Origin of the sequence: Pseudobutyrivibrio sp. 49 (assembly GCF_900100545.1) — a bacterium.
Lineage (GTDB): Bacteria > Bacillota > Clostridia > Lachnospirales > Lachnospiraceae > Pseudobutyrivibrio.
Genome location: NZ_FNDP01000015.1, coordinates 22891 through 45805 on the forward strand (window position 1 = coordinate 22891; position 22915 = coordinate 45805).

At 38.9% G+C, this 22915-nt stretch carries 18 protein-coding genes; 2 read left to right on the forward strand and 16 right to left on the reverse strand.

Features of this window, described 5'->3' with window-relative positions; genetic code table 11:
* Positions 1 to 379: 379 nt before the first annotated feature.
* Genes BLP54_RS11765 through proC form a run of 3 tightly spaced genes read right to left on the reverse strand, consistent with a single transcriptional unit; the run spans position 380 to position 4834 of the window.
* Positions 380 to 2830: a glycoside hydrolase family 3 protein gene (locus BLP54_RS11765; RefSeq protein WP_090169893.1), complete on the reverse strand. Its 2451-nt coding sequence runs from the start codon at positions 2828 to 2830 to the stop codon at positions 380 to 382.
* Positions 2831 to 2872: 42 nt separating this feature from the next.
* Positions 2873 to 3988, reverse strand: a complete 1116-nt coding sequence (locus BLP54_RS11770; RefSeq protein WP_090169896.1) for an SLC13 family permease — start codon at positions 3986 to 3988, stop codon at positions 2873 to 2875.
* Positions 3989 to 4039: 51 nt separating this feature from the next.
* Positions 4040 to 4834 carry a pyrroline-5-carboxylate reductase gene (proC, locus tag BLP54_RS11775; RefSeq protein WP_090169898.1) on the reverse strand — a complete coding sequence of 265 codons (795 nt, stop codon included), beginning with the start codon at positions 4832 to 4834 and terminating at the stop codon, positions 4040 to 4042.
* 328 nt (positions 4835 to 5162) lie between these two features.
* On the opposite strand from proC, the gene BLP54_RS11780 reads away from it, so the two are divergent.
* The gene (locus BLP54_RS11780) at positions 5163 to 6395 is read left to right on the forward strand and encodes an MFS transporter (RefSeq protein ID WP_090169900.1); all 1233 of its coding nucleotides are present in this window, start codon (positions 5163 to 5165) and stop codon (positions 6393 to 6395) included.
* A 22-nt stretch (positions 6396 to 6417) separates the two neighbouring features.
* Here BLP54_RS11780 and BLP54_RS11785 read toward each other — a convergent pair whose 3' ends face one another.
* The 8 genes from BLP54_RS11785 to BLP54_RS11820 form a co-directional block, all read right to left on the reverse strand.
* Entirely contained in the window at positions 6418 to 7455 is a 1038-nt protein-coding gene (locus BLP54_RS11785; RefSeq protein ID WP_090169902.1) for an aldo/keto reductase, read from the reverse strand.
* Positions 7456 to 7464: 9 nt separating this feature from the next.
* Positions 7465 to 8754: an aspartate aminotransferase type Ic gene (locus BLP54_RS11790; RefSeq protein WP_090169904.1), complete on the reverse strand. Its 1290-nt coding sequence runs from the start codon at positions 8752 to 8754 to the stop codon at positions 7465 to 7467.
* A gap of 27 nt (positions 8755 to 8781) precedes the next feature.
* Complete coding sequence (locus tag BLP54_RS11795) at positions 8782 to 10104, reverse strand: replication-associated recombination protein A (RefSeq protein ID WP_090163608.1); 1323 nt, start codon at positions 10102 to 10104, stop codon at positions 8782 to 8784.
* A gap of 211 nt (positions 10105 to 10315) precedes the next feature.
* Positions 10316 to 11275, reverse strand: coding sequence for a carbohydrate kinase family protein (locus tag BLP54_RS11800; protein WP_090169907.1), 960 nt, complete (start codon positions 11273 to 11275; stop codon positions 10316 to 10318).
* A 23-nt stretch (positions 11276 to 11298) separates the two neighbouring features.
* Positions 11299 to 12822 carry a glycoside hydrolase family 32 protein gene (locus BLP54_RS11805; RefSeq protein WP_090169910.1) on the reverse strand — a complete coding sequence of 508 codons (1524 nt, stop codon included), beginning with the start codon at positions 12820 to 12822 and terminating at the stop codon, positions 11299 to 11301.
* Positions 12823 to 12903: 81 nt separating this feature from the next.
* A complete protein-coding gene (locus BLP54_RS11810) occupies positions 12904 to 14565 on the reverse strand; it encodes an ABC transporter substrate-binding protein (protein ID WP_090169912.1) in 1662 nt (553 codons plus the stop codon).
* Positions 14566 to 14615: 50 nt separating this feature from the next.
* The gene (locus BLP54_RS11815) at positions 14616 to 15527 is read right to left on the reverse strand and encodes a carbohydrate ABC transporter permease (protein ID WP_090169914.1); all 912 of its coding nucleotides are present in this window, start codon (positions 15525 to 15527) and stop codon (positions 14616 to 14618) included.
* A gap of 12 nt (positions 15528 to 15539) precedes the next feature.
* Complete coding sequence (locus BLP54_RS11820) at positions 15540 to 16451, reverse strand: ABC transporter permease (protein WP_090169916.1); 912 nt, start codon at positions 16449 to 16451, stop codon at positions 15540 to 15542.
* Between the two features lie 247 nt (positions 16452 to 16698).
* Between BLP54_RS11820 and BLP54_RS11825 the strand changes: the two genes are divergently transcribed.
* Positions 16699 to 17754 (forward strand): LacI family DNA-binding transcriptional regulator, encoded by a 1056-nt coding sequence (locus BLP54_RS11825; RefSeq protein ID WP_090169918.1) that lies wholly within the window; start codon positions 16699 to 16701, stop codon positions 17752 to 17754.
* Between the two features lie 243 nt (positions 17755 to 17997).
* Here BLP54_RS11825 and BLP54_RS11830 read toward each other — a convergent pair whose 3' ends face one another.
* The 5 genes from BLP54_RS11830 to BLP54_RS11850 all read right to left on the reverse strand — a co-directional run bounded on the left by BLP54_RS11830 (position 17998) and on the right by BLP54_RS11850 (position 22805).
* Positions 17998 to 19326, reverse strand: a complete 1329-nt coding sequence (locus BLP54_RS11830; protein WP_090169921.1) for an ATP-binding protein — start codon at positions 19324 to 19326, stop codon at positions 17998 to 18000.
* 148 nt (positions 19327 to 19474) lie between these two features.
* Positions 19475 to 19912, reverse strand: a complete 438-nt coding sequence (locus tag BLP54_RS11835; protein WP_090169922.1) for a GNAT family N-acetyltransferase — start codon at positions 19910 to 19912, stop codon at positions 19475 to 19477.
* A 27-nt stretch (positions 19913 to 19939) separates the two neighbouring features.
* Positions 19940 to 20881 (reverse strand): Fic family protein, encoded by a 942-nt coding sequence (locus BLP54_RS11840; protein WP_090169924.1) that lies wholly within the window; start codon positions 20879 to 20881, stop codon positions 19940 to 19942.
* A gap of 311 nt (positions 20882 to 21192) precedes the next feature.
* Positions 21193 to 22386 carry a HipA domain-containing protein gene (locus BLP54_RS11845; RefSeq protein ID WP_090169926.1) on the reverse strand — a complete coding sequence of 398 codons (1194 nt, stop codon included), beginning with the start codon at positions 22384 to 22386 and terminating at the stop codon, positions 21193 to 21195.
* Positions 22368 to 22805 (reverse strand): helix-turn-helix transcriptional regulator, encoded by a 438-nt coding sequence (locus BLP54_RS11850; protein WP_090169928.1) that lies wholly within the window; start codon positions 22803 to 22805, stop codon positions 22368 to 22370. The genes BLP54_RS11845 and BLP54_RS11850 overlap by 19 nt, the downstream gene beginning before the upstream one ends.
* Positions 22806 to 22915: the final 110 nt, after the last annotated feature.

Genomic DNA, 22915 nt, shown 5'->3' on the forward strand with positions numbered 1-22915 from the left:
TATGGGCTCGGCTGACTTCTCACAGTTCGTTGTTACTAGGCTAATGGAACCTCTGTGAGACCTCCACGCTTAAGGTGCACGCTCTTTCTCTCCATATATCCGCCACATTTACTCTGCTACTACAAATGTGATAGTTATTGGACTTCGTTGCTTTACGCCAACTTATCCCTCGTAGCCTAGCCTTATATGTGATTTCTGTCCGTCGGACCAGAGATTTGCTTACAGCTTCCTTCAGATTCCGCCTCACGATGGACACCCTTGCTGTTCAGCTATACACTTCCCACTATCTGGGCGTGTTCGGGACTTGCACCCGTTAGAGCGCGCCCATGGCGCGCAAACGTAAAAAAGGGACTTCCGAAGAAGTCCCAAAAAATTTCTATTAATCTAATTTCAACAGCATTTTTAGAACACGCTCAGCGCTACGTTCCAAATCTTTACGTTTAATTGCTTTTTTATCAATTGCTTCCAGTAGCTGCTCTGTATAACCGCAGCCCATCTTAATATCATTTCCTGCAAGCACTTCCTTATAGTGGTCTCCATATCCCCACCAGTCGCTGACAACAACTCCGTCAAACCCCCATTCATCACGAAGGATTCCTGTGAGAAGATCATGGGATTCTGATGCACGCTGACCATTAATGATATTGTAAGAAGACATAATGCTCCAAGGCTCTGCCTCTTTTACAATAATCTCAAATGCCTTCAGATAGATTTCTCTTATTGCACGCTCTGAAGCTCTGGAATCACTGCCCTTTCTGTTTGACTCTTTATTGTTAAGAGCAAAATGCTTAGGTGTAGCGATAATATTGTTGCTCTGAATTCCGCGAACCATAGCTGCTGCCTGCTTTCCTGTGAGGAAAGGATCCTCAGAATAATATTCAAAGTTTCTACCGCAAAGGGGACTTCTGTGAATACATACAGCTGGTGTAAGCCATGCTGCAAAGTTACATTCCTTTGCCTCTGCTCCACCTGCTTCGCCCACTGCGTAGCAAATATCTTCATTCCATGTGCAAGCTAAAAGTGTAGAACATGGGAATGCTGTAGTAGGAACTCCCACCTCAGGATTGATTCTTACACCTGCAGGACCGTCACAGGTCTGTGCCGATGGAACACCTGCCTCTGGAAGATTTCCATAGCCAAATGTATTTGCCATGCCTGTATTTGGCTGACCGCCAAGTAATGTTCCGAGCTGCTCATCTGTAAGTCCTGCCATAAAATCCTCAAGACTAACTTTACACTCGGCCACATCGATAAACTTTGTTGTTCCACCATCCTCCGGAAGGAAGAAAAGCTGCTGTCTTTCCTGTGGACGTACATCTGGAGTCTGTAATAATTCGATGCCACCTGTCTCCTCCACATTTTTCTCCTTAGGGAAAATGGATGCGTATGTATCTACTGGTGTAAGCTGTGGTAACGGCTCAAAGCTGCCATCTGAAAGCATTCTTTCTTTAAGGGATGTAGGAACAAGTCTGTTCTTTACCTGTTCCACTATCTCATTCTGCTTTAACTCAAAAACATAATCCAACTCACATACGTCTCTTACAGAGGTACCAAGGTAGAAATGATACTCACCCTTTTCAAGGACCCAAGCAGCCTTTTTCACCTTGCCTAAATCATCGTAAGACGCCATATCCTCCAAGAGAAGTGCGATGGAAACCCGCTGACTCTCTCCCGGCTGAAGCAATCTGGTCTTCGCATATCCACCAAGCTCCTTAGCTGGCTTTCCAAGCTTACCCTGTGGGGCGCTGTAATAAAGCTGTACTACTTCCTTGCCCGGGATACTTCCTATATTTGTTACTGTGGCAGAAACTACCACTGCATTTTCCTCTTCTGCTAAAACTGCAAATGCTTCTGCCTTACAGTTTTCAATGAGAAATGATGTGTATGACAAGCCATATCCAAATGGATAATTAACCTTTTTCGCAGCCTTTGGAATAGTTTCAAAATAACGGTAGCCTACGTAAATATCCTCTGTGTAATCCACGAAAGTGTCGCTCTCGTGGAAGCCTGCTGTGGAAGGATAATCCTCTAATTTTGCTGCAAATGTATCTGCCAGCTTTCCTGATGGATCTACCTTTCCAAGAAGTATTTTGGCTGCTGCAAGACCGCCTTCTATTCCACCCTGCCATGCCATAAGCACAGAAGAAATGCTGTCATCATTTTTGAACCAGCTGGTGTCAACTACACCACCCACATTCATAACAACAATAACATTGGAGAAGTTTTCCTTAACCTGCTTTACCATTTTCTTTTCAGCATTTGTAAGATAAAAATCTCCGTGCTCAAAAATCTTATTTCCAAGCTCTACCAAATCCTTGGATTCGCATTTGATTTCACGGTCTACTCCAGCTACCTTTCTATCCCAGCCTTCCCCTGAAAAACGGCTGATAGAAATAATAGCTGTATCTGTATATGCAGAGGCGTCAGAAAGTATATCCTCAGGAAGTGATGGTTCCTTTACCATGCCTGGAACTACTCCAGCTTTGTACTGGCTCTGAACATAATCCTCATAAAACTCTACAGTCTTATCATAAATAGAAATCTCCGAAGAGAACTGTGAAAGTCCCTGATAGAGATTTCGTATATACGGTACAGTGACATCACCGCTGCCACCGCCACCCTTAACATAATCAAAGGTGCCCTTTCCGAAAAGAGCAATTCTGGTTCCTTTCCTGATAGGAAGAAGGTTCCTGTCATTTTTCAGTAATACCATACCTTCACATGCAGCCTCACAGGACAGGTCGATGTGTTCCTGACTAGCTGTAACATAGGTCCTGTTCTCTCCTAAAGGAAGGTTTGGTGTATACTTGATTCTTGCCCATTTCTCCATAGCGCACCTCACAATAATTATAAATTTTTACTATATTCTATTTTACATCAACAGGTAGATTAAACACATAACAATTAAAAAAATAATATTTGCTACTGTGAAAATACCTATATATTTTTTCTTGTCCGCTCCATCTATATAGCCATACTGTTTAAAGGAAATCAGGCTGGCCATTGATGCAATAAGTGTTCCAAGTCCACCAAGGTTTGTTCCAATAATAAGCTTGTCTATCTGATCTGTAAAACCTGAGCAAAGAATAGCTGCAGGAACATTACTTATAAACTGGCTAAGGAATATAGAAACTCCCACCTCATTTACCTTTACAAGGCTGTTGATTGCAGCACTGAGCTCTGGAATTCTCTTGATATTTTCAATAAAAATAAACAGGAAAATGAATGTAAATAAAAGTGAATAATCTGGCTTTCTAAGCACTCGTCTGTCACAGATAAGTGTCAGTCCCACTACGATTACAAGACCGATTCTATAATCTAAAACCCTTGCCACCACAAGGATAGAAACTAAAAACGTAAATACGTACATTCCTATCATCTTCTTGTCTCTGTTTGTGCGCTCATATATATGCTTTTCTGCCAAAGTTACTGGAGCTGCTTTCACGAATACAAATCCGCTAAGCACAAGCATTACAAGTGCTACTACACTGTATGGCAACATAAGCTTTACGAATGCTCCAAGACTCATACCCGCAATGGAATACAGATAAAGATTCTGTGGATTACCAAGTGGTGTAAGCATACTTCCAAGATTTGCTGCTATTGTCTCAAGCACAATTACTATGATGAACAAATCCTTGCGATTTGAAATAGACAAAGTAACTATAGAAAATGGCACAAAGGTAAGAAGGGCCACATCATTTGTGATAAACATAGCTGAGAAAAAGCAAAGCCAAATGAGCACCAGAACAACTCCTCTGATGGAGCTCATCTTTGAAACTAAAAGCTCTCCTATCTGTCTGAATACCTGCAAACGCTGAAGGCCAGCCATAGTAATCATCAAGGCAAGTAAAATGCTCAATGTCCTAAAATCTATGTAACCAATATACTGACTATCTGGGTGAACAACAAAGCTGGATGCCACTGCCAAAACGAAGGCTACCACTAATACTATTTCATTTCTTATAAAGTTTTTTACTGCTTCCATTAATTTATACTCCATAATTTAAGGCTTGGCACTTGGCCAAGCCCTATAATACTATAATTCTCTAGATCTTTCTATGCAGATACGCTCAGCTTCAATAACTGCGCTTCTAAAACCAAGTGATTCAAGAGCTGTAACCGCCTCTATAGTAGTGCCTCCTGGTGAGCAAACATTATCCTTTAGCACTCCTGGGTGCTCTCCTGTTTCAAGGACCATCTTTGCTGAACCAAGAACTGCCTGTGCCGCAAACTTGTAAGCCTGTGCTCTTGGCATGCCCTCTGCAACTGCACCATCTGCAAGTGCCTCAATAAACATATATACATAAGCTGGAGATGAGCCGCTGATACCAACAACCGCATCCTGTAATTTTTCAGGAACCACCTCTGCCTTTCCGAAGGATTCAAAGAGCTCAACTACTATCTCGCACTCTTCTTCTGTTACATGCTCATTTGGACTAAGAGCACTCATTGCCTCGCCAACAAGAGCTGGTGTGTTAGGCATAACACGAATAAGCTTAAGATCTGTTCCAAAAAGACTTCTCAATCTATCTAAGGACTGGCCTGCTGCAATACTTACAACAACCTTGTCACTAAAATCCATATCCTTTATTCCTTCGATAGCATCAGGAAGATACTGAGGCTTTACCGCAAGAATAACTATATCTGCGAAATCAACTACATCCCTGTTGCTAATACTGGTGTTAACACCAAACTCTTCACTAAGCTCGTCTAAAGTAGCCTGAAAAATATCGCTAGCCATTACATCCTGGGGCTCTACTGTACCGGATGAAATTACTCCACCAATCATAGAACTACCCATGTTACCTGCGCCGATAAAACCAATCTTCATGTTTTCCTCCTTGCAATCAAAAAAGCCCTATAACAACACACTAAGTGTATCATTTTAGAATTATTCTGTACATTCATTTTTCCTTGTTTTTGTAGGTAGTAGAGCAAATCAAGTAGCAAAATATATAAAATTTCCCTCCAAAAATTGGAATGCAATCATTGGTGCTAATAGTAACACCACATTTGGATTCCAGGGATCAGGTGAAATTGGTGATGTTATTGAATATGTTTTATATTCTTGCTCCCCCGCTGGCACTACTTGTAATCAAGTTTTTTATCAGATATAATCCAATAAATATCGTAAATACGAAGCACAAATAGGAGACAAGATGAAATTATTCAGCCAATATAAGGGTTTACGTAGAGCTAATTACATACTGTTTATAGGTCGAATTGTCACCAATATGGGTGCCATGATTTGGCCTATGCTAACACTTATTCTTAATAAGAAAATTGGGTTCAATGCCACTGAAACTGCGCTTTTTACTATTTGCTCTGGCATTTTATTTTTACCTGCAAATCTTTTGGGTGGACATGTGGCTGACAGGTTCAATAAGAAGCATGTCATTATTTACTGTGACATTGTGTCTATTGTTTTATTTGTCATCAGTGGTTTCCTGCCTCTTTCAATATTCTCCATCTGCGTACTGTTGGTAGGCGCTTTTTTCCAGACTTTGGAAGGCCCTGCATATCAGGCTCTGGTTGCTGATATTACACCTGCAGAAAAAAGAGAAAAAGCATTTTCTTTATTATATTTAGGAGCCAATATCGGACTTATCCTCTCGCCTACATTAGCTGGATTGCTTTTTAATAATTATCTCTGGCTGTGTTTTGTAATCAGTGGTCTGTCTATCAGTGTATCAACAGTATTAATTGGACTGTTCGTAAAAGATGAAAAGCTGGAGGAAGCTCCTACAGAGGATGTAGAAGAATCCGCTGACGATGGCCTAAACATCTGGAGCATTATCAGAAATAGCGGTGCGCTAATTGCCTTTATCATCTCTTTGGCATTTTATCAGGGCGCGTACTCTCAATTTGGATACCTTATGCCTTTAGACATAGCAAAAGCCTTTCCGGAGAAAGGCTCTATAATATATGGAACTATCACTAGTGTAAACTGTTTCTTAGTAGTTTTGTTTACACCTATTATCACAATGATTTTTGAAAAGGTTGATCTAACCAAAAAATTCGCCTTAGGTGTAATCCTTCAGGCTATCAGCTTTGCAGCATTTTTAATGTCCTTCGGTATCATCGGAGGATACTATATTTCTATCGCCCTCTTCACCTTCGGCGAAATCCTCACCACTATCATGATGGGAGCTTTCCTAGCCGAACGTGTACCAGAGAGCCACCGCGGACGTATCTTTGGAGTAACAAACTTCGCCGGTGCTTTTATGCAGGGCATCACACAGTTCGGCAGCGGAAGAATGTTTGACGCCTTCGGCCCTTCATACGCCTGGGCATTCTCCATTGCTATGACTATGGTTGCTGTTATTGCGGCACTGATGCTTGTATACTTAGACAAAAAAGAGTTTAGCCAGCTGTATGTACAGGCTGACTAAACTCATCATCTTACGTATTTGATTACTGCACTTTTCTATTTCCTGCAAGGACCTCTTTATAGTCCTCCAGGTTCTTTCTAAGAAGTACAGGAATATTCAGTTCATATGGGCAGTGGGTCATGCATTTTCCGCATTCAATACAGTCGTTGATTTTTTCCATTTCTGCCTGCCAGTGCTCGCTGAGCCATCCGGCACTAGGTGCTCTTCTAAGCATAAGAATCATTCTGTTACACTGATTAATCTGGATACCAACTGTACAAGGCATGCAGTAGCCACATCCACGACAGAATTCTCCACTAAGATCATTCTTCTCATCCGCAATAAACTTAGCTATTTCAGCATCATATTCTGGTGTATTATCCATATATGATAGCCATTCATCCAGCTCAGATTCCTTTTGTATTCCCCAGATTGGAACTGCTCCATCAAACTGGCTGATGAAAGCCATAGCAGCCTTGGAATTTGTAATAAGGCCACCTGCCAGGCCCTTCATCCCAATGAAGCCCACATTGTTTTCATTACATAGCTTTAGAAGCTCTATCTCCTTATCTGATGCAAGATAGCTCATAGGGTATTGAACTGTTTCATATAAGCCAGACTCGATAAGCTCTTTAGCAACCCCAAGCTTATGTGCGGTTCCAGCAATATGACGTATCTTTCCCTGGCGCTTAGCCTCTACCATACACTCATACATTCCAGTTCCATCTCCAGGCTTGTAGCACTGTCCCATCATATGAAACTGATAAATATCAATGTAATCAGTTTTAAGATTTGTAAGGGATGTATCCAAATCATTCCAAAAATCATCTGGAGTCTTTGCTGCTGTTTTTGTAGCAATTACGATTTCTTCCCTTTTAACATAGCCAGTTCCAAAAGCTTCCCCCAGCTTTATCTCACTATCACTATATGCTCTGGCTGTATCGAAAAATCTCATACCTCCATCATATGCTTTTCTGAGAAGTTTTACTGCTTCTTCCGCAGAAACTCTTTGAATTGGAAGGGCTCCAAATCCGTTCTGTGGAACCTTAATGCCTGTGCTTCCTAATGTGACTTCTTTCATAGCAACACCTTATACAGCCTTCATATTGATAAGCTTCTCAAGAAATGCGATACGTGCGCAAACTGTAAATACATCAGCAGCCTGCTCAAGCTCTTCGATTGGTGGAAGTGATGGAGCGAAGCGGATGATTGAATCGTTAGGGTCCATGTGATATGGGAATGGAGCGCCTGCTGGTGTAAGAACAACGCCTGCCTCCTTAGCCAAATCTACGATACGAGTAGCTGTTCCCTTTGGTGCCTCAAATGTGATGAAGTATCCACCCTTTGGTGAAATCCAGCTACCACACTCTGGCTCAGCCAAATCTCTTTCCATTGTCTTGATTACAAGCTCAAACTTAGGACGAAGAATCTTAGCATGCTTCTCCATGTGCTTATCAACTGATTCTACATCTGCAAAATATCTTGCGTGACGAATCATATTTACCTTATCGAATCCAATTGTCTGAACTGTAAGTGTCTTCTTAAGCTCCTCACGATTTCTATGATTGCAAGCGATAGCAGCAATTCCAGCCCCTGCAAATGTAATCTTTGAAGTAGATGCAAACTCAAATACTAAGTCTGGATTATCTGCTTCCTCACACTCGTGAAGAATATTTAAAATCTTCTTCTTTTCCTTGTATAAATGATGTACCGCATATGCGTTATCCCAGAATACTCTGAAGTCCTTAGCTGCTGGCTTAAGGTTTGCCATACGTCTAACAACCTCATCAGAATATACGATACCCTGTGGATTAGAATACTTAGGTACACACCAGATACCCTTGATGCTGTCGTCTGCTGCAACTAAGCCTTCTACAACATCCATATCTGGACCGTCCTCGTTCATTGGGACGTTAATCATATCAAAACCAAAATGCTGTGTAATAGCGAAATGTCTGTCATAACCTGGTACTGGGCATAACCATCTTACTCTTTCAAGCTTGCACCATGGTGTACATCCACCGAAACCAAACATGTAACCGCGAGCCACTGCATCAAACATAAGATTAAGTGATGAGTTTCCTCCTACGATAACCTGCTCTGGCTGGCAATCCATAATCTCTGCCATAAGATGCTGTGCTTCAACGATGCCCTCAAGCTGTCCGTAATTTCTAGTCTCTACTCCGTTCATGCACTTCATAAGAGACTTGCCATCGAGAATATCTAAAAGAGGCATAGAAAGATTAAGCTGCTCTGTTGATGGCTTTCCTCTACTCATATCGAGCTTAAGGCCTTTGCGCTGCCAGTCTTTGTACTGACTAAAGAGCTGCTCTTTCTCTGCTTCTAATTCCTGTAATGACATTTCGCTGTACTTTTTCATTGCATGGTCCTTCCTTTATTACCTAATTTATTTATCATTACGTACTTTATCCAAGTACTCATTGATAACCTGTTCATATCCCAGATTTCCTGGTCGATAGAAATCACCGATTTCCAAACCTTCAGGTAAGTAGCGTTGATGTGAAAAGTGATTTGGAAAATCGTGTGCATATTCGTAGCCAATGCCGTGCCCCAGCTTTCCAGCTGATTTGTAGTGAGCATCCTGAAGGTGAGTAGGTATTGGTCGCGTGGTATTATTCTTCACCTCTGCCATAGCCAAATCAATAGCTCCGTAGGCTGAATTTGACTTTGGTGCGCAGGCTACATATGTGGCTGCATGTGAAAGAATAATCCGTGATTCCGGCATACCTATCCTTTCCACTGCAAGAAATGCATTGGTGGCAACTACAAGTGCCATAGGATCTGCATTTCCTACATCCTCAGATGCGCAGATGCAAATACGTCTGGCAATAAACTTTGGATCCTCTCCTGCGTATAGCATTCTAGCTAGATAATAAACTGCTGCATCAGGATCCGAGCCTCTCATACTCTTTATAAAAGCAGAGATGGTGTCATAATGGTTATCGCCATCTTTGTCGTATTTTATAACTCTTCGCTGAATACATTCGCTGGCCACATCTATTGTAATATGAATTTTTCCATCTTCGGCTCTGTCTGTAGTGAGCACACCAAGCTCGATTGCTGTAAGGGCACTTCTGGCATCGCCATTGGCAATGTCTGCAAGGAAATCAAGTGCGTCATCATCAATGACTGCATCATAGCTTCCCAGTCCCTTTTCGCTGTCGGTGATTGCTCGCATTATCAAAGTCTTAATGTCATCTGCCTCAAGTGGCTTCAGTTCGAAGATGATAGACCTTGATAGAAGAGCTCCGTTAACCTCGAAATAAGGGTTTTCTGTGGTGGCACCAATAAGGATGATAGTGCCATCTTCAACAAATGGAAGCAGGTAATCCTGCTGTCCCTTGTTGAATCTATGAATCTCATCTATAAACAAGATAGTCTTTTTGCCGTAAGCCCCGAGCGTTTGCTTTGCGGCCTCCACCACGGCCTCCATGTCCTTCTTTCCCGATGTGGTGGCATTTATAGATGTAAATTCCGCTGCTGTGGTATGGGCAATAACCTGAGCAAGAGTAGTCTTGCCTGTGCCAGGAGGCCCATAAAATATGATAGAAGAAAGCTTGTCTGCCTTGATGGCACGATATAGGAGCTTATCCTTGCCAATGATGTGCTGCTGGCCTACTACCTCATCAAGTGTGGTAGGTCGAAGACGAGCTGCCAGTGGCGACTCCTTTTTCTTTGCTTCCTGTCTCATGTAATCAAAAAGATCCATGTGATACCTTCCTATTTTTTCGAATTATTAGCACAAATATTATAGCACAAATGTTCTATCCTTAAAATAAAAATAGTATCAAAAGCTTTCACTTTAGTAAGCTAAAGTAATCACCTTTGATACTATACTATAATTCAATCCATATTACAATAAAAAGTTTGTCCCCGGGAGACATTTGTCCGTAGTGCACAAATTTTCATCTCTAATAATTCTATTTTGCAGCTTTTATATAGTTATGTATTTCCTCTACTGAAGGCATAACCCTAAGAGCTCCACGTCGCGTAGTAATAAGAGAAGCAGCTGCATTTGCTGTTGTTAACATCTCTTTAAGAGAAGCCTCATCATAATTGTCTATTCCAACCTCAAGAACAGAATTGATAACTGACCCCATGAATGTATCTCCTGCACCTGTTGTTTCAATAGTATTAGGATTTAAAAATGGAGCACACTCTACAACAGTATCACCATACAAGGCATAGCTGCCATCTTTACCAAGTGTGGCACATACAAGCTTTATTCCATATTTTTCCTTAATAATCTGAGCCCCTTTAAGGATATCTGTCTCTCCAGTAAAGAACTCTATTTCATTATCAGAGATTTTAAGAATATCGCATTTACGGAATCCAAAATCCATTTTTTCTTTAGCGATTTCTAAATCTGACCAAAGTGGTGGTCTAAGATTAGGATCAAAGCTTACTAAGATACCGCTTTCTTTTGCAGTATCCAAAGCCTTAATAGTTGCTTCTTCCACAGTCTTGTGTGTCATTGAAAGGGTACCGAAATGGAAAATCTTTGCGCTCTTAATAAGGTCAGTATCTACCTCTTCAGCTGAAAGCATAACATCTGCACCGGGATTTCTATAGAAAGAAAAGTCCCTGTCACCATCCTCATAGGTATGAACAAATGCAAGAGTAGTATGAACATCCTTGTCATACTTTAATCCACTTACATTAATGCCAAGACCTGCTACAGTATTTGAAAGCATATGACCAAAATTATCGTCTCCCACCTTGCCAATAAAGGCTGTGGACTTGCCATAATTTTGGAGCATTGCAAGCACATTACAAGGAGCTCCACCTGGATTTGCCTCCAGTATTGGATTTCCATGCTCGCTTATACCATTTTCAGTAAAGTCTATTAATAGTTCTCCTAATGCCACTACATCAACCATTTAATAATCTCCCTAAGCGCTTTTTATAAATCGTATTTAACAATGTTAAGAATTGCATCTTCATTTGTATTGAAGAAGATTCCATCGCATGATACATCTGTAGGAAGTGAAGCTGTCATTACATAAAGACCATCCTCAAAGAATACTTCCATACTGTATCTATCCATAACAATTCTAAGCTTGATAGAATCCTTATTCCAAGGAATATGTGCTCTACGCTGGTGCACTATTGCTCGTCTGCTACCAGAGAACTTTCTATCGATTTTTGCGATATTCTCCTTAGGTCTAAGAACAATATCGGTATGATATTTTTCATCTGCTGCAATAGAAATGACAAACTTGTCAAACATTGCATCAACATCTTTTGGTCTTACTTCAAGCTCTAAATCTACACAACGACCATTGATTCCTTCAAGAGAAATTGCTCCATCAATTGACTCGCTATCTCTGTCCTTCAAATCTGTTGTTGCTGAAATTTCAAAGTTGTTGTACTCAACCTTGCCGCTTCTCATAGCCTCTAATTCTTTGATTGGCCACTGGCGTAATCTTCCGTCTTTGATAGAGATTTCTCTTGGAAGAGCCATCTGTCCAAACCAAGGCTCTCTGGCGTCGTGAGCACCTGCTGTATCCCAGTTCTGCATCCAACCAATCATTACACGTCTGCCATCTACCATTTCAACAGTCTGCATAGCGTAATAATCGATACCATAATCTACAGCCTGAACCTTTTCCTCTGTAAAGGAATCGGTAGCATCATCATATCCACCAATAATGCAGATATTTCCATTACCATTATGGAATTCGAAGCCTTCTGGAAGCATATCCTGTGGGCTTGTAAGGAGTACTCCATTGCCATCTAATTCAAAGAAATCAGGGCACTCCCACATAAGACCATATCTGCCTTTATTAGAAGCGAAAACCTTTTCAAATTCCCATTTAAAGCAATCGTTACTCTTGAATAATAAGAGCTGACCGCTGCCATCTGCTGCACGATTAGCAACTAATACTCTGTATGTGCCATCCTTTTTCTTCCAAATCTTTGGATCTCTAAAATCAGTTTTGCTAGATCCCTCTGGAATCAAATCAGCATTAATAACTGGGTTGTTTTCGTATTTTTCATAATCAATTCCATCACCAACAGCAACACACTGTGTCTGGAATTCTTTCATCTGTCCATTTTCTACTGTGCGCTTCATAACACCTGTGTACATAAGAAGATGTCTACCATCCTCAAGTGTAATAGCGCTTCCAGAAAATACTCCATCCTTATCATAGAATTCGTCTGGAGCTAAAGCTGCAGGAAGGAACTCCCAATGAAGTAAATCAGTACTTACTGCATGACCCCAGTGCATTGGGCCCCAGTGGGCATCATATGGATGATACTGATAAAACATGTGATATTTGCCTTCATAATAGCAAAGACCATTTGGATCATTCATCCAACCAACACGTGGTGTTAAATGAAACTTTGGTCGGGTTTCTTTTGCAATAAGTTTTTCCTGTGCTTCTTCGTATTTTCTTGCTTCGCGAAGAGTCTGACTGTTCATAGTTAATTAAATTCCTTCCTAAGTTATAGCTTGTTTATAAAAACTTTGTGGGCAACTTATAAAAGCGCCCACAAAATACTTTTAGTTAGCGTAGAAATCGTCAAAGTACTTCTGATAAATATCAAGGTACTCTGCTACACCATAATCATCTACCTGCTTGAGGTAAGCATTCCAAGAATCATCTGTGATACCATCTCTGATGAACTCAGCCTTGCTTGAGTTAAGGTAGCTTACTAAGTCTGCCTGGATTGCTGAAAGCTTCTCTGTATCTTCAGAGTTCATAAATACACGTGGGTATACATACTTGCCGTGCATATCATCTGTGTAGTAATCCTTAATCCAATCAAGACGATACTGAGCATCATCTGGGCAAGTTACATACTTTCCGTAGTACTCATCTAAGATTGCAAGAGGACCACCAACGCACTCAGCCTCACGTACTTCTACTGGAGAAGCATCGCCAAGTGGTGCATGCTTAAGCATCTTCTCGCCATCAGCGTTCTCGCCTAATTCAAAGATATCGAAATCATCGTCCTCACCATATGTTCCCCAGTTGTTCTGTGGAGACTGGAATGGATCATACATCTTATCAAACCAAGCGCAAACGAATGCTGGATTCTTACATACACTTGTGATTACGCAACGACCTCTGTCGAAACCTGATGTGAATGAACCGTTCTGTGGTGTAACGTTTACTGTATCAGCCTTTAAAGCCTTAAGTGGTACATAGTCTGTAATGTTATCGATGTTAGCAACATCCCAAGAGAAGCAAACACCATATCTGTGTGACTTACCCTTTGCTACGTATGTAGCCCAGTCCTGAGTAAAGCACTCTGGGTCGATGAGGCCTTCAGCGTAAAGCTTGTGGAGCCATTCTGTACCCTTTCTGAAACCATCAGTTGTTGCTGTACAAATAACCTTCTTGTCATCTGTTACTGCAATATGCTGACCCATATCTACATCACCGATACCATCGCCAAAACCGTTTGTAAGAAGGTTTGGATCCTGATCGTTTACGATGCAAGACATAGGAATGATGTCACCATCAATACCGAATTCCTTCTGAAGCTCTGAAGCGTGCTCCTGGAATGCTAAAAGTACCTGCTCGAACTCATCAACTGTTGTAGGTGTCTCAAGTCCAAGGAAGTCAAGCCACTTCTGGTTGATGAATGTCATATTGTTACCAACTGTCTGGATAGCTGTCTTTTCGCTACCAAGCTGCTCAATCCAAGGAAGTGCCCAAATGTGTCCATCCTCGTCCTCGCACATTGTTCTGTACTCTGGGTACTTATCAAATACTGCCTTAAGATTTGGCATGTTGTTATCAATGTACTCTTCAACTGGAACGATAACGCCCTGATCTGCATATCTGATTAAGTCGTTGTCGCCAAAACCAGCGTTAAATACCATATCTGTAAGTGTGTTTACATTTGACATATTGAGGGAAATCTTATCTCCCCACTGATCAGATGAGATTGCTGTCCAATCAACGTGTACGTTTGTCTCTTCCTCAAGTCTCTTAAAGATTGTACGGTTGTTAGGATTCTCCTCTGTTCCTACAGGATAGCTGATTGTTCCTGTGATTGTTACCTGCTCTGCAAGTGGCCAAGTAATGTTACTTGCGTCAACCTTGTCTGCATTGCTTGAGCTGTTTCCACCCTTGCCACAGCCGACAAACATCGATGATGCCATTGTCATTGCAAGAGCTGCAGCTACAATACGTTTTGCACTTCTCTTCTTCATTTTCTTGTTCTCCTCCTATTTATATAACAGCTTTTGCTGCTATTTACTTATTAACCCTTTACTGAACCAACCATGATACCTGCATCGAAGTACTTCTGGAAGAATGGATACATTACTAAAAGTGGTAAACTTGAAATAATGATGGTTGCGTACTTAAGTAGTTCTGCCAATTGTGCTCTCTGAGCTGTCGACTGCATATCAGCAATCATTCCCGGATCTGGCTGATTTTGAATCAGTATAGATCTTAAAACCAACTGCAAAGGTTGTTTTGAAGCAGAATTAAGATATATCATAGCGTCGAAATAACTATTCCACATTCCAACGAACTGCCATAGACAGAGAACAGCAATTACAGGAGCACAAACTGGCAAAAGGATTTTGAAGAAAAAGGTTAGTTCATTAGCTCCGTCTACTTCTGCAGCTTCTCTTAACTCTGAAGGGATACCTCTATAATATGTTCTGGCAATAATCATATTCCAAACTGAGAATGTTCCAGGAAGAATTACTGCCCACATGCTATCAAGTAAGCCCATCTTGCTTATCAACAAATATGTAGGAATCAATCCACCACCAAAGAACATAGTAATCATAAAAATGGTGTTAAAGAATTTTCTTCCCTTGAACTCCTCCAATGACATTGGATAAGCACAAAGCATTGTGATAAACACAGATAAAAATGTAAATAATACTGAATAAAGAATTGAGTTTTTAAAGCCAACCCAAATCTGTGCATTTGAAATAACTCTTTCATAAGCGGTAAGTGTCCACTTTTCTAAATCGAATGTAAGACCCTTATTCTGAAGAGTGATTGGATCCATAAACGATGCGATAACGATGTAAATCATAGGTACGATAATCGCAAGAACGAATAGACCCAAAAGTATATATCCAATAAGTAAGAATGTCTTATCACCTAGTGAATACTTGGCGAATTTACTTTTTTTCTTCTTCTTTGTTTCCATCATAACCTCCAATTAAAGTCCCTGTCCGTCATTCATCTTTTCAACCACCTTATTAACAACGATTAATAAGATAAGGTTGATAACAGTGTTGAACAAACCAACGGCTGTTGAATAACTATAGTTTCCATCCAGAAGACCTTTCTTATATACATAGGTAGCAATGATTTCTGATGCACCTAAGTTCAAATCTGTCTGTAATGCATATGCCTTTTCAAATCCAAGGCTCATGATGTTTCCGGCCTGAAGAATAAACTGGATAACTACCATATCTTTAATTGCTGGCCACTCAACCGCTTTGATCTGCTGGAAGATGTTTGCTCCATCAATCTGAGCAGCTTCCTTAAGTTCCTGGCTGGCATTTGCAAGTGCTGCAGTGTACATAATTGATGCCCAACCTGCACCCTGCCAGATACCAGATGTAATGTAAATTGGTCTGAACGCTTCAGGTAATGTTAGGAAATTGATTGTAGTTCCAAGTAACATATTAAGTGGTCCTGTTACTGAAAGGAAAATTCTAACCATACCGCAAAGTACGATAACTGAGATAAAGTTTGGCATATAGAGCACCAACTGAATCTTCTGTTTGATTCGCGCGCTCTCTATTCTATTAAGTAGCAGTGCTAAGATAATTGGTACTGGGAAGCCCCACAATAATCCGAACACACTAAGCTTCAAAGTGTTTACCAGATATGTCATAAAATCTGGTGATGAAAGAAATTGCCTGAAATATTCAAAACCAACCCACTCACTATTTAAGAATCCTTTGAATGGACTGTACTTTTCAAAAGCAATTAGAATACCACCCATTGGTAAGTATTTGAAAATTATAGTCAGTAATAATGCTGGTCCTAAAAAGAACACATATAATCTCCAATGATGCATCACATACAACCAAGTGTTATGCATTTTCGCCTTCGTCTTCATTTCTCCTCCTTATGTTGCACTTGTTTGTGCATTTGTGCATTTGCACAAGTTTTTCGATGTGTTAAATATAACACATTTTTACATATGTCGCAATTGTTATTTCAGGTTTGTGTAATGTATACAGAATGGGCTATTTACTTTTGTTCAAATGTATCATAATTTTTTCACATTTTTACATTTGACAAAATGATTTTTACATTTTATGATAGTTAGGACAATAAAAATCAACTACGTTTGGGGGATTATTATGGCGAATAAAGTCACCATTCAAGATATTGCAGATGCCCTCGGGGTATCTAGAAATACAGTTTCAAAGGCTATCAATAATACAGGTATCTTAGCAGATGCCACCAGAGAAAAGGTTTTAGCAAAAGCTGTTGAGATGGGATATAAACAATTTTCCTATGCTAATTCTATGGAAGATTTTCTGGATAAGGCCTCAGCAAAAAAACCTATAGCAACTGGAGATATAGCTTTTTTCAGTGGCACATTTCTAGACAATTCACATTTTGCATCTACTATGCTTGATAAATTTCAATATGAAATAACACAGCTGGGCTACGGTCTTACAATGCAGCGTATCACACCTGAAAATGTAGAAAGCCTTAGTCTTCCAGCCAGCTTTAATAAGGAAAGAACTCAGGGTATTATCTGCGTAGAGATGTTTAATCAAAAATACTGCGAGATGCTTTGCGATTTAAACATTCCTATATTATTTGTAGATGCTCCCGTAGGAAGCTACAGCCATCAGCTTGCTGGTGATGTTCTTCTTATGGACAACACCACTGGCATCTTCACTATAATTGCTGAAATGAAAAAGCGTGGAATTAAGGAAATCGGCTTTATAGGAGAGTCAAACCACTGCCGTTCTTTCTTTGAAAGATATGTAGCCTTTAGAAACGCCATGTTTTTAAATGGTCTTGAGATTGACGAGAAATACTGTCTCACAGATATCCATAAGCATGGACCAGAATATTTTGCTTGCCTTTTCGAAAAGCTATCAAAGCTTGAGAAATTGCCTGAGCTTTTCATCTGTGCAAATGATTTCGTTGCTATTGATCTTGTAAACTGTCTCAAGATTCAAAAGCATTCGTATCCAGAGGATGTTATGATTTGTGGCTTCGATGATTCTGCTGAATCAAAGGTAATGACTCCTGCTCTTACCACCTGTCACATTCACTCACAGATTATGGGATTTACTGCTGCAAATCTTTTAGTATCAAGAATTGAGCAGCCAGATTTGAATTACCGCACAGTATATACAGAAGCAAATCTTATTTTAAGAGGTTCCACTAAAGATTAAAATTCACATAACAAAAGAAAGGTTGTCCACTTGATAGTGAGCAACCTTTTTTTGTTACTTTAATATTCTATCTCCAGTGCTTCAATAATGTCTTCTAGCTTAACTTTCATAAATATTTTCCATTTCGCAAATTTAAACAATTTATATTTTTGCGAAATGCTTTACGGGCCAAAACAGGGGTTTATAATGTTTTCACCTGTTCAATAAATGGTAGGTCGGTTTTATGATCACTTTTTCAAAAAATTACTCTATTGAATTTATCCATTCGGCAGCTAAATAAAGTGGCACATTTACCATCCATTCTTGTTCTTTGTATCCAGACATAGAAAATCTAACTGGTTTTAATTCATTATTGTCATCATAAACAGTTTTTAAACTTTTTGATCTTAGGTTTTCTTCGGCCTTCACTTCTATAGGATATACTGCATCTTTTTGAACTAAGAAATCTAATTCCAACGTAGAATTTTCCTTAGAATAATAATACAATTTTTCTCCAAGAGATATTAGTTCCTGCGCAATGAATTGCTCTGTAAATGCCCCCTTATATTCTTCAAAATAGTTTTCTCCAGTTAAAACCTCTTTTGCTGTGACATCAGCCATTGCTCCCAATAAGCCTAAGTCCGAGAGAAAAAGTTTAAAAGCGCTCATGTCTTCATAGAATTTTAACGGTCTCTGTACTTTGTTAACTCTTACAACTTTATGAATCAATCCTGCGTTAACAAGCCATTGGATTGCATCTTCAAAATCTTTGGCACGAGCACCTTTTTTTACTACGCCATAAACAAATTTCTTATTTTCTTTTGCTAGCTGTGAGGTTATACTATTCCAAACCATTATAACTTTAGCTAATAGCTCATCTGGCACATGTGTCGAAAAATCCTTCTCATAATCGCTTAATATTCGTTGCTGGATTTTTCTGACCTGTTTTAGATTCTCTTCTTCCAAATATTTTTTAACAACTTCAGGCATACCTCCAACATAATAATATTGACGAAGTAAATCTGTTAACCTTGATGAAAATGTTGCGAGTTCTTCCCAACGGTGTTCTCTAATCTGATCCACTAAAATACTATTACCGGTTGCCTCAACGAATTCTAGAAAGTTCATAGGATACATATTTATTTCATCAACTTTACCTACAGGAAATCCTGTCCCTGTATTTTCATCGTTGTTATTTTGACTTTTCTTTGTACGAAGTCTTACCCCCAACAAACTACCTGCGACAACAATATGGTATTCATTAGCATTTTCACAAAAATATTTAAGGCTAGTTATTCCACGTGGTACTGACTGTATTTCGTCCAAAATTATTAGTGTCTCTCTGGGATGAATTTCTTCACCTGAAATCGAAGAGAATCCACGTAATAAACGTTTTGTATCATAATCTGAAAATAGCGATAGCATCTCTGGAGAATCATCGCAATTTATATATGCAACATTTTTATATTCATTACGCCCAAATTCTTTTAAAATCCAGGTCTTTCCAACCTGTCTAGCACCATCTAGTATTAATGGCTTTCTGTCTTTATCATTTTTCCATGCTAAAAGCTGTGAATATACTTGTCTTTTCATATGACCCTCCATTTTTATGAGCGAATATCTATAGATAGAATACAATTTTATGAGGGAATTATCAAGGCTATAGAACAAAAAAATGAGGGAAATATCTAGGCGATTTAACAATTTTATTAGCGAATCTATGTACCTTTATTCTTGTTACCTACAATGACATTTCCATCGATACAACGCCATTGTCATTTCCTGTTTCTTCAAAATCCATGCGCTTATATAGTTCATATGCCGTCTTCATTACATCTGGCCTAGTAGTAAATGTCAACAACTCATAACCTAATATACGCGCTTGTTCTATCATAGAATTAAGGAAGATCCTTGCATAACCTTTACCGCGGTATTCTGGTCTAATAAACAATCGTTTACCTTCACATGTCTTTGCATCTATTTTCTTAATAGCAATGCATCCTACTGGTTCACCACCTTCGTATCCAACAAGGATTGCACCGTCTTTATAAAATCCTGCTAAATCTGCCAATTCCTTATCAAAGGAAACAAAACATCCCTCTGCTCCTTTTATTTGGGAATACTCCTTAAACAGATTTTTAATAACTGAATAATCATCTGAACATTTTACTTCTAACATTATCTTCCCCCTACAACTACGATTTACTTATTTCATCTTTTTCCAACAATATTTTTTTAGGAAATCACTAATTTCAGTAATGTCTGCACTTTCATAGAAAGCAACAAGTTTCTTTTTAAACTCTGGAACGTAATTTTCCGGAATGACAATTAAGCCTAAGCCATGAGTTATCATATAGTGATTAGCAAATATTACTGAAGCTCGCTTGTTTCCATCCACAAATATCTGAGTTCTCATGCAATACATGCACAATTCAATAGCAATATCTAACGGATTCATACCACTTTTAAGAATATCATTTATTCTTTCAATTATCTGCGATTCTATTGGTAATGGCGGTACATATTTAGTTCCTCCAATAGAAACTGGTACTCCCCTTATTCTTCCACCATCATGGAAAAATCCTTCATTTACAAGCTTTGCTATATGACACAATAAATAATAATTACTATCAGCCTGAATCACGTCATTATCAAGAATAAATTTCCACGCATGCTTTAAATTAAGAATTTTTTGTACATCGTCAGCTGTCATACCATTAACTGTACCATTCTCAATAATCTCTTCCGTCTGCGGAAATGTTGTGGCAACACCTTCCAATACAGCCTGATCATATATATTGGACTTCATATTCGCTCGTGCAAAATCAAGATTTGAAATCACTTCAGACGAAAGTTCACTCTGAGTATACCCATTTGCAGCTAGCTCTTTATCAACTCTTCGAATCTGCTTCTTGAGTTCTCTAGCTTCTTTTGTATTACGAAGCAATAACTGATACAAATCATCAGAATAAACATCCACATACGTAGAGGTTAATCTGCCATTTACTCTTTTACGAATATATAAGTATTTGCCACTACTATTTTCTTTTACTTCAGGCGAGCCATCGTAGGGAATCAAATTCAATCGTGCCTGATAATCAGCTCTTTCCTGTAACAACTTTTGGATTACATTAAAATTACTATCCATCTAAAACTCCTTTAGGGAACTTTTACATCTAAATAGTAACAAAAAGTTCCCTAAAGCACAAGAAATTTTAGGGAACTTTTTTGTCCTAATACGGTTATAAAGTTCCCTAAATTTATCCTTGGTATAACACCCGGAATATAACCGTAAGAAAAAATTAGACCTCCATCACTCTCACAGTGATAGAGGTCGTTTCGACAAACTCGAAGTTATAATACTGTTGTCGTCCTATCATTCCTTTTGAATATAGTTATGCGCTTCCCAAAAACAATCCAGTGCAGTAAGTATATCTTTTGATTTGTATCTTTTTGTTACTACTGTAAGCAATTCTTAAATCCTACTTCACTGACATTTTTCTTTTCTGAGAACAAAGAAATTGTCTTTCCCTGTTGAAAATCTTTAAACATAACCTGCTTTGTATAGTAGTTTTTAGCTATAAGCTCTGCTCTTTCCTCAGATTGACCATTATTACAATAAAACTCTTTAATCTCCGCAGGGGATGGTAACAAGTCCATCTTAACAATGTTTTTATTTTTGATATGGGAAAGCATTTTCTCTTCATTCTTATAGAATGAAGTAATCTCTCTTCCAAGCATTTCCACCCTAGTGAAAGGTCTTTTCATCAAGTCTGCATAAAACATACTATTACCTGAATCGAATATTGGGGCTGGTCCAATAAGCTTCATGGTATTGGTATCTCTTATAACTCCAAAATTCATCATATGCTCATCAGTGTTACTGAGAATGAAATCCATTGATGTCTGGAAATCCATGAACTCTTGAATCTGCCCTCTTTCTATCCCATTATCAATACAAATCTTTATGTAAGCTTCGTAATTCGATGTGTCGTTTTGAACCTTTGCGGATGAAAGAACTTCATATGCTGAAACCAGCTCAACATCCTTGGATGTAAATGCATCACAAACACTTATCCTTCCACCATCTTCAGCCAACGAACATTCATACCTTACAAATGGTATGTCATTGTTTTGTCGTTGATATAAAGTGGTTGCTACAACTTCATTTACACTCTGCTGACCATTATACTTATAACTTTCCTTTACAAGTCTTGGAATAGATTCACTCAAATCCCAATACTTTTCCATCTGGCCACCAAGAGAAGCATTTGGATCATATGATGTGCTATTATGATACGGTATTTTACCCTCGTTATACTCTTTCAGATTAAAGAAATTGATATCCTCATACTTTAGATCCATATTTACAGGACAAATCCAATATGTATCAGTAACACTTAAAGCAAGATTCTTAGCCAGGTATTCCTCTGACGTAGTTACTTCAAGACTGTTGATCAAAGACTTTATAGTATCTCTGCTGGCAGGAATAGCCCTCATCATCCACCATTTTTTTATGTTCTCTACTGTGCTGTTTCCCATATATGGTGATAAACCATTATTGTTATCCTGATAAGCTACAACACGTCCAGAGTCATCAATAACAATGGTGCCACATATATCGTTTTTATGTTTTAAATAATATGTTCCCATAATAGTTTCTCCGCTTGAGCCTGTTCATCATAGGCATCTATTATGACTTTTGTTAGTATCTCTTTTGTCTTATTGTAATCGCTATCAATAATTATGCGGTCTTCTTTGTAAATAGCCCTATACTGACCATCTTCCTTAACCAAAAGCTCTATTCCATCACTTGAACTCTTCCACTTAAAAGAATATCCCTTATATTTCCCTGCATAACCATCGAGAATACTAAAATCATTTAGCAATTCATCAATATTACATTCCAAATATATTGCTAACTTTAATACTGTTTCAGCTATTGCATTGTTTATGTTCGTTTTTCCATTACAAAGCTCATTTACAGTCGTGTATGGAATCCCTGTCTCTTTTGAAATTCTATATGCTGTTTTCCCGCTTGATTTTACAATCTCGATAAACTTATCATTCATAAAATCTACCTCTTTGGGTTTCTGATAAACATATTATAACGCATATTCGTAATATATTCAAATATCTCTATAACGAATTTACGTTATATTTTTTTGAACAATAATACTAA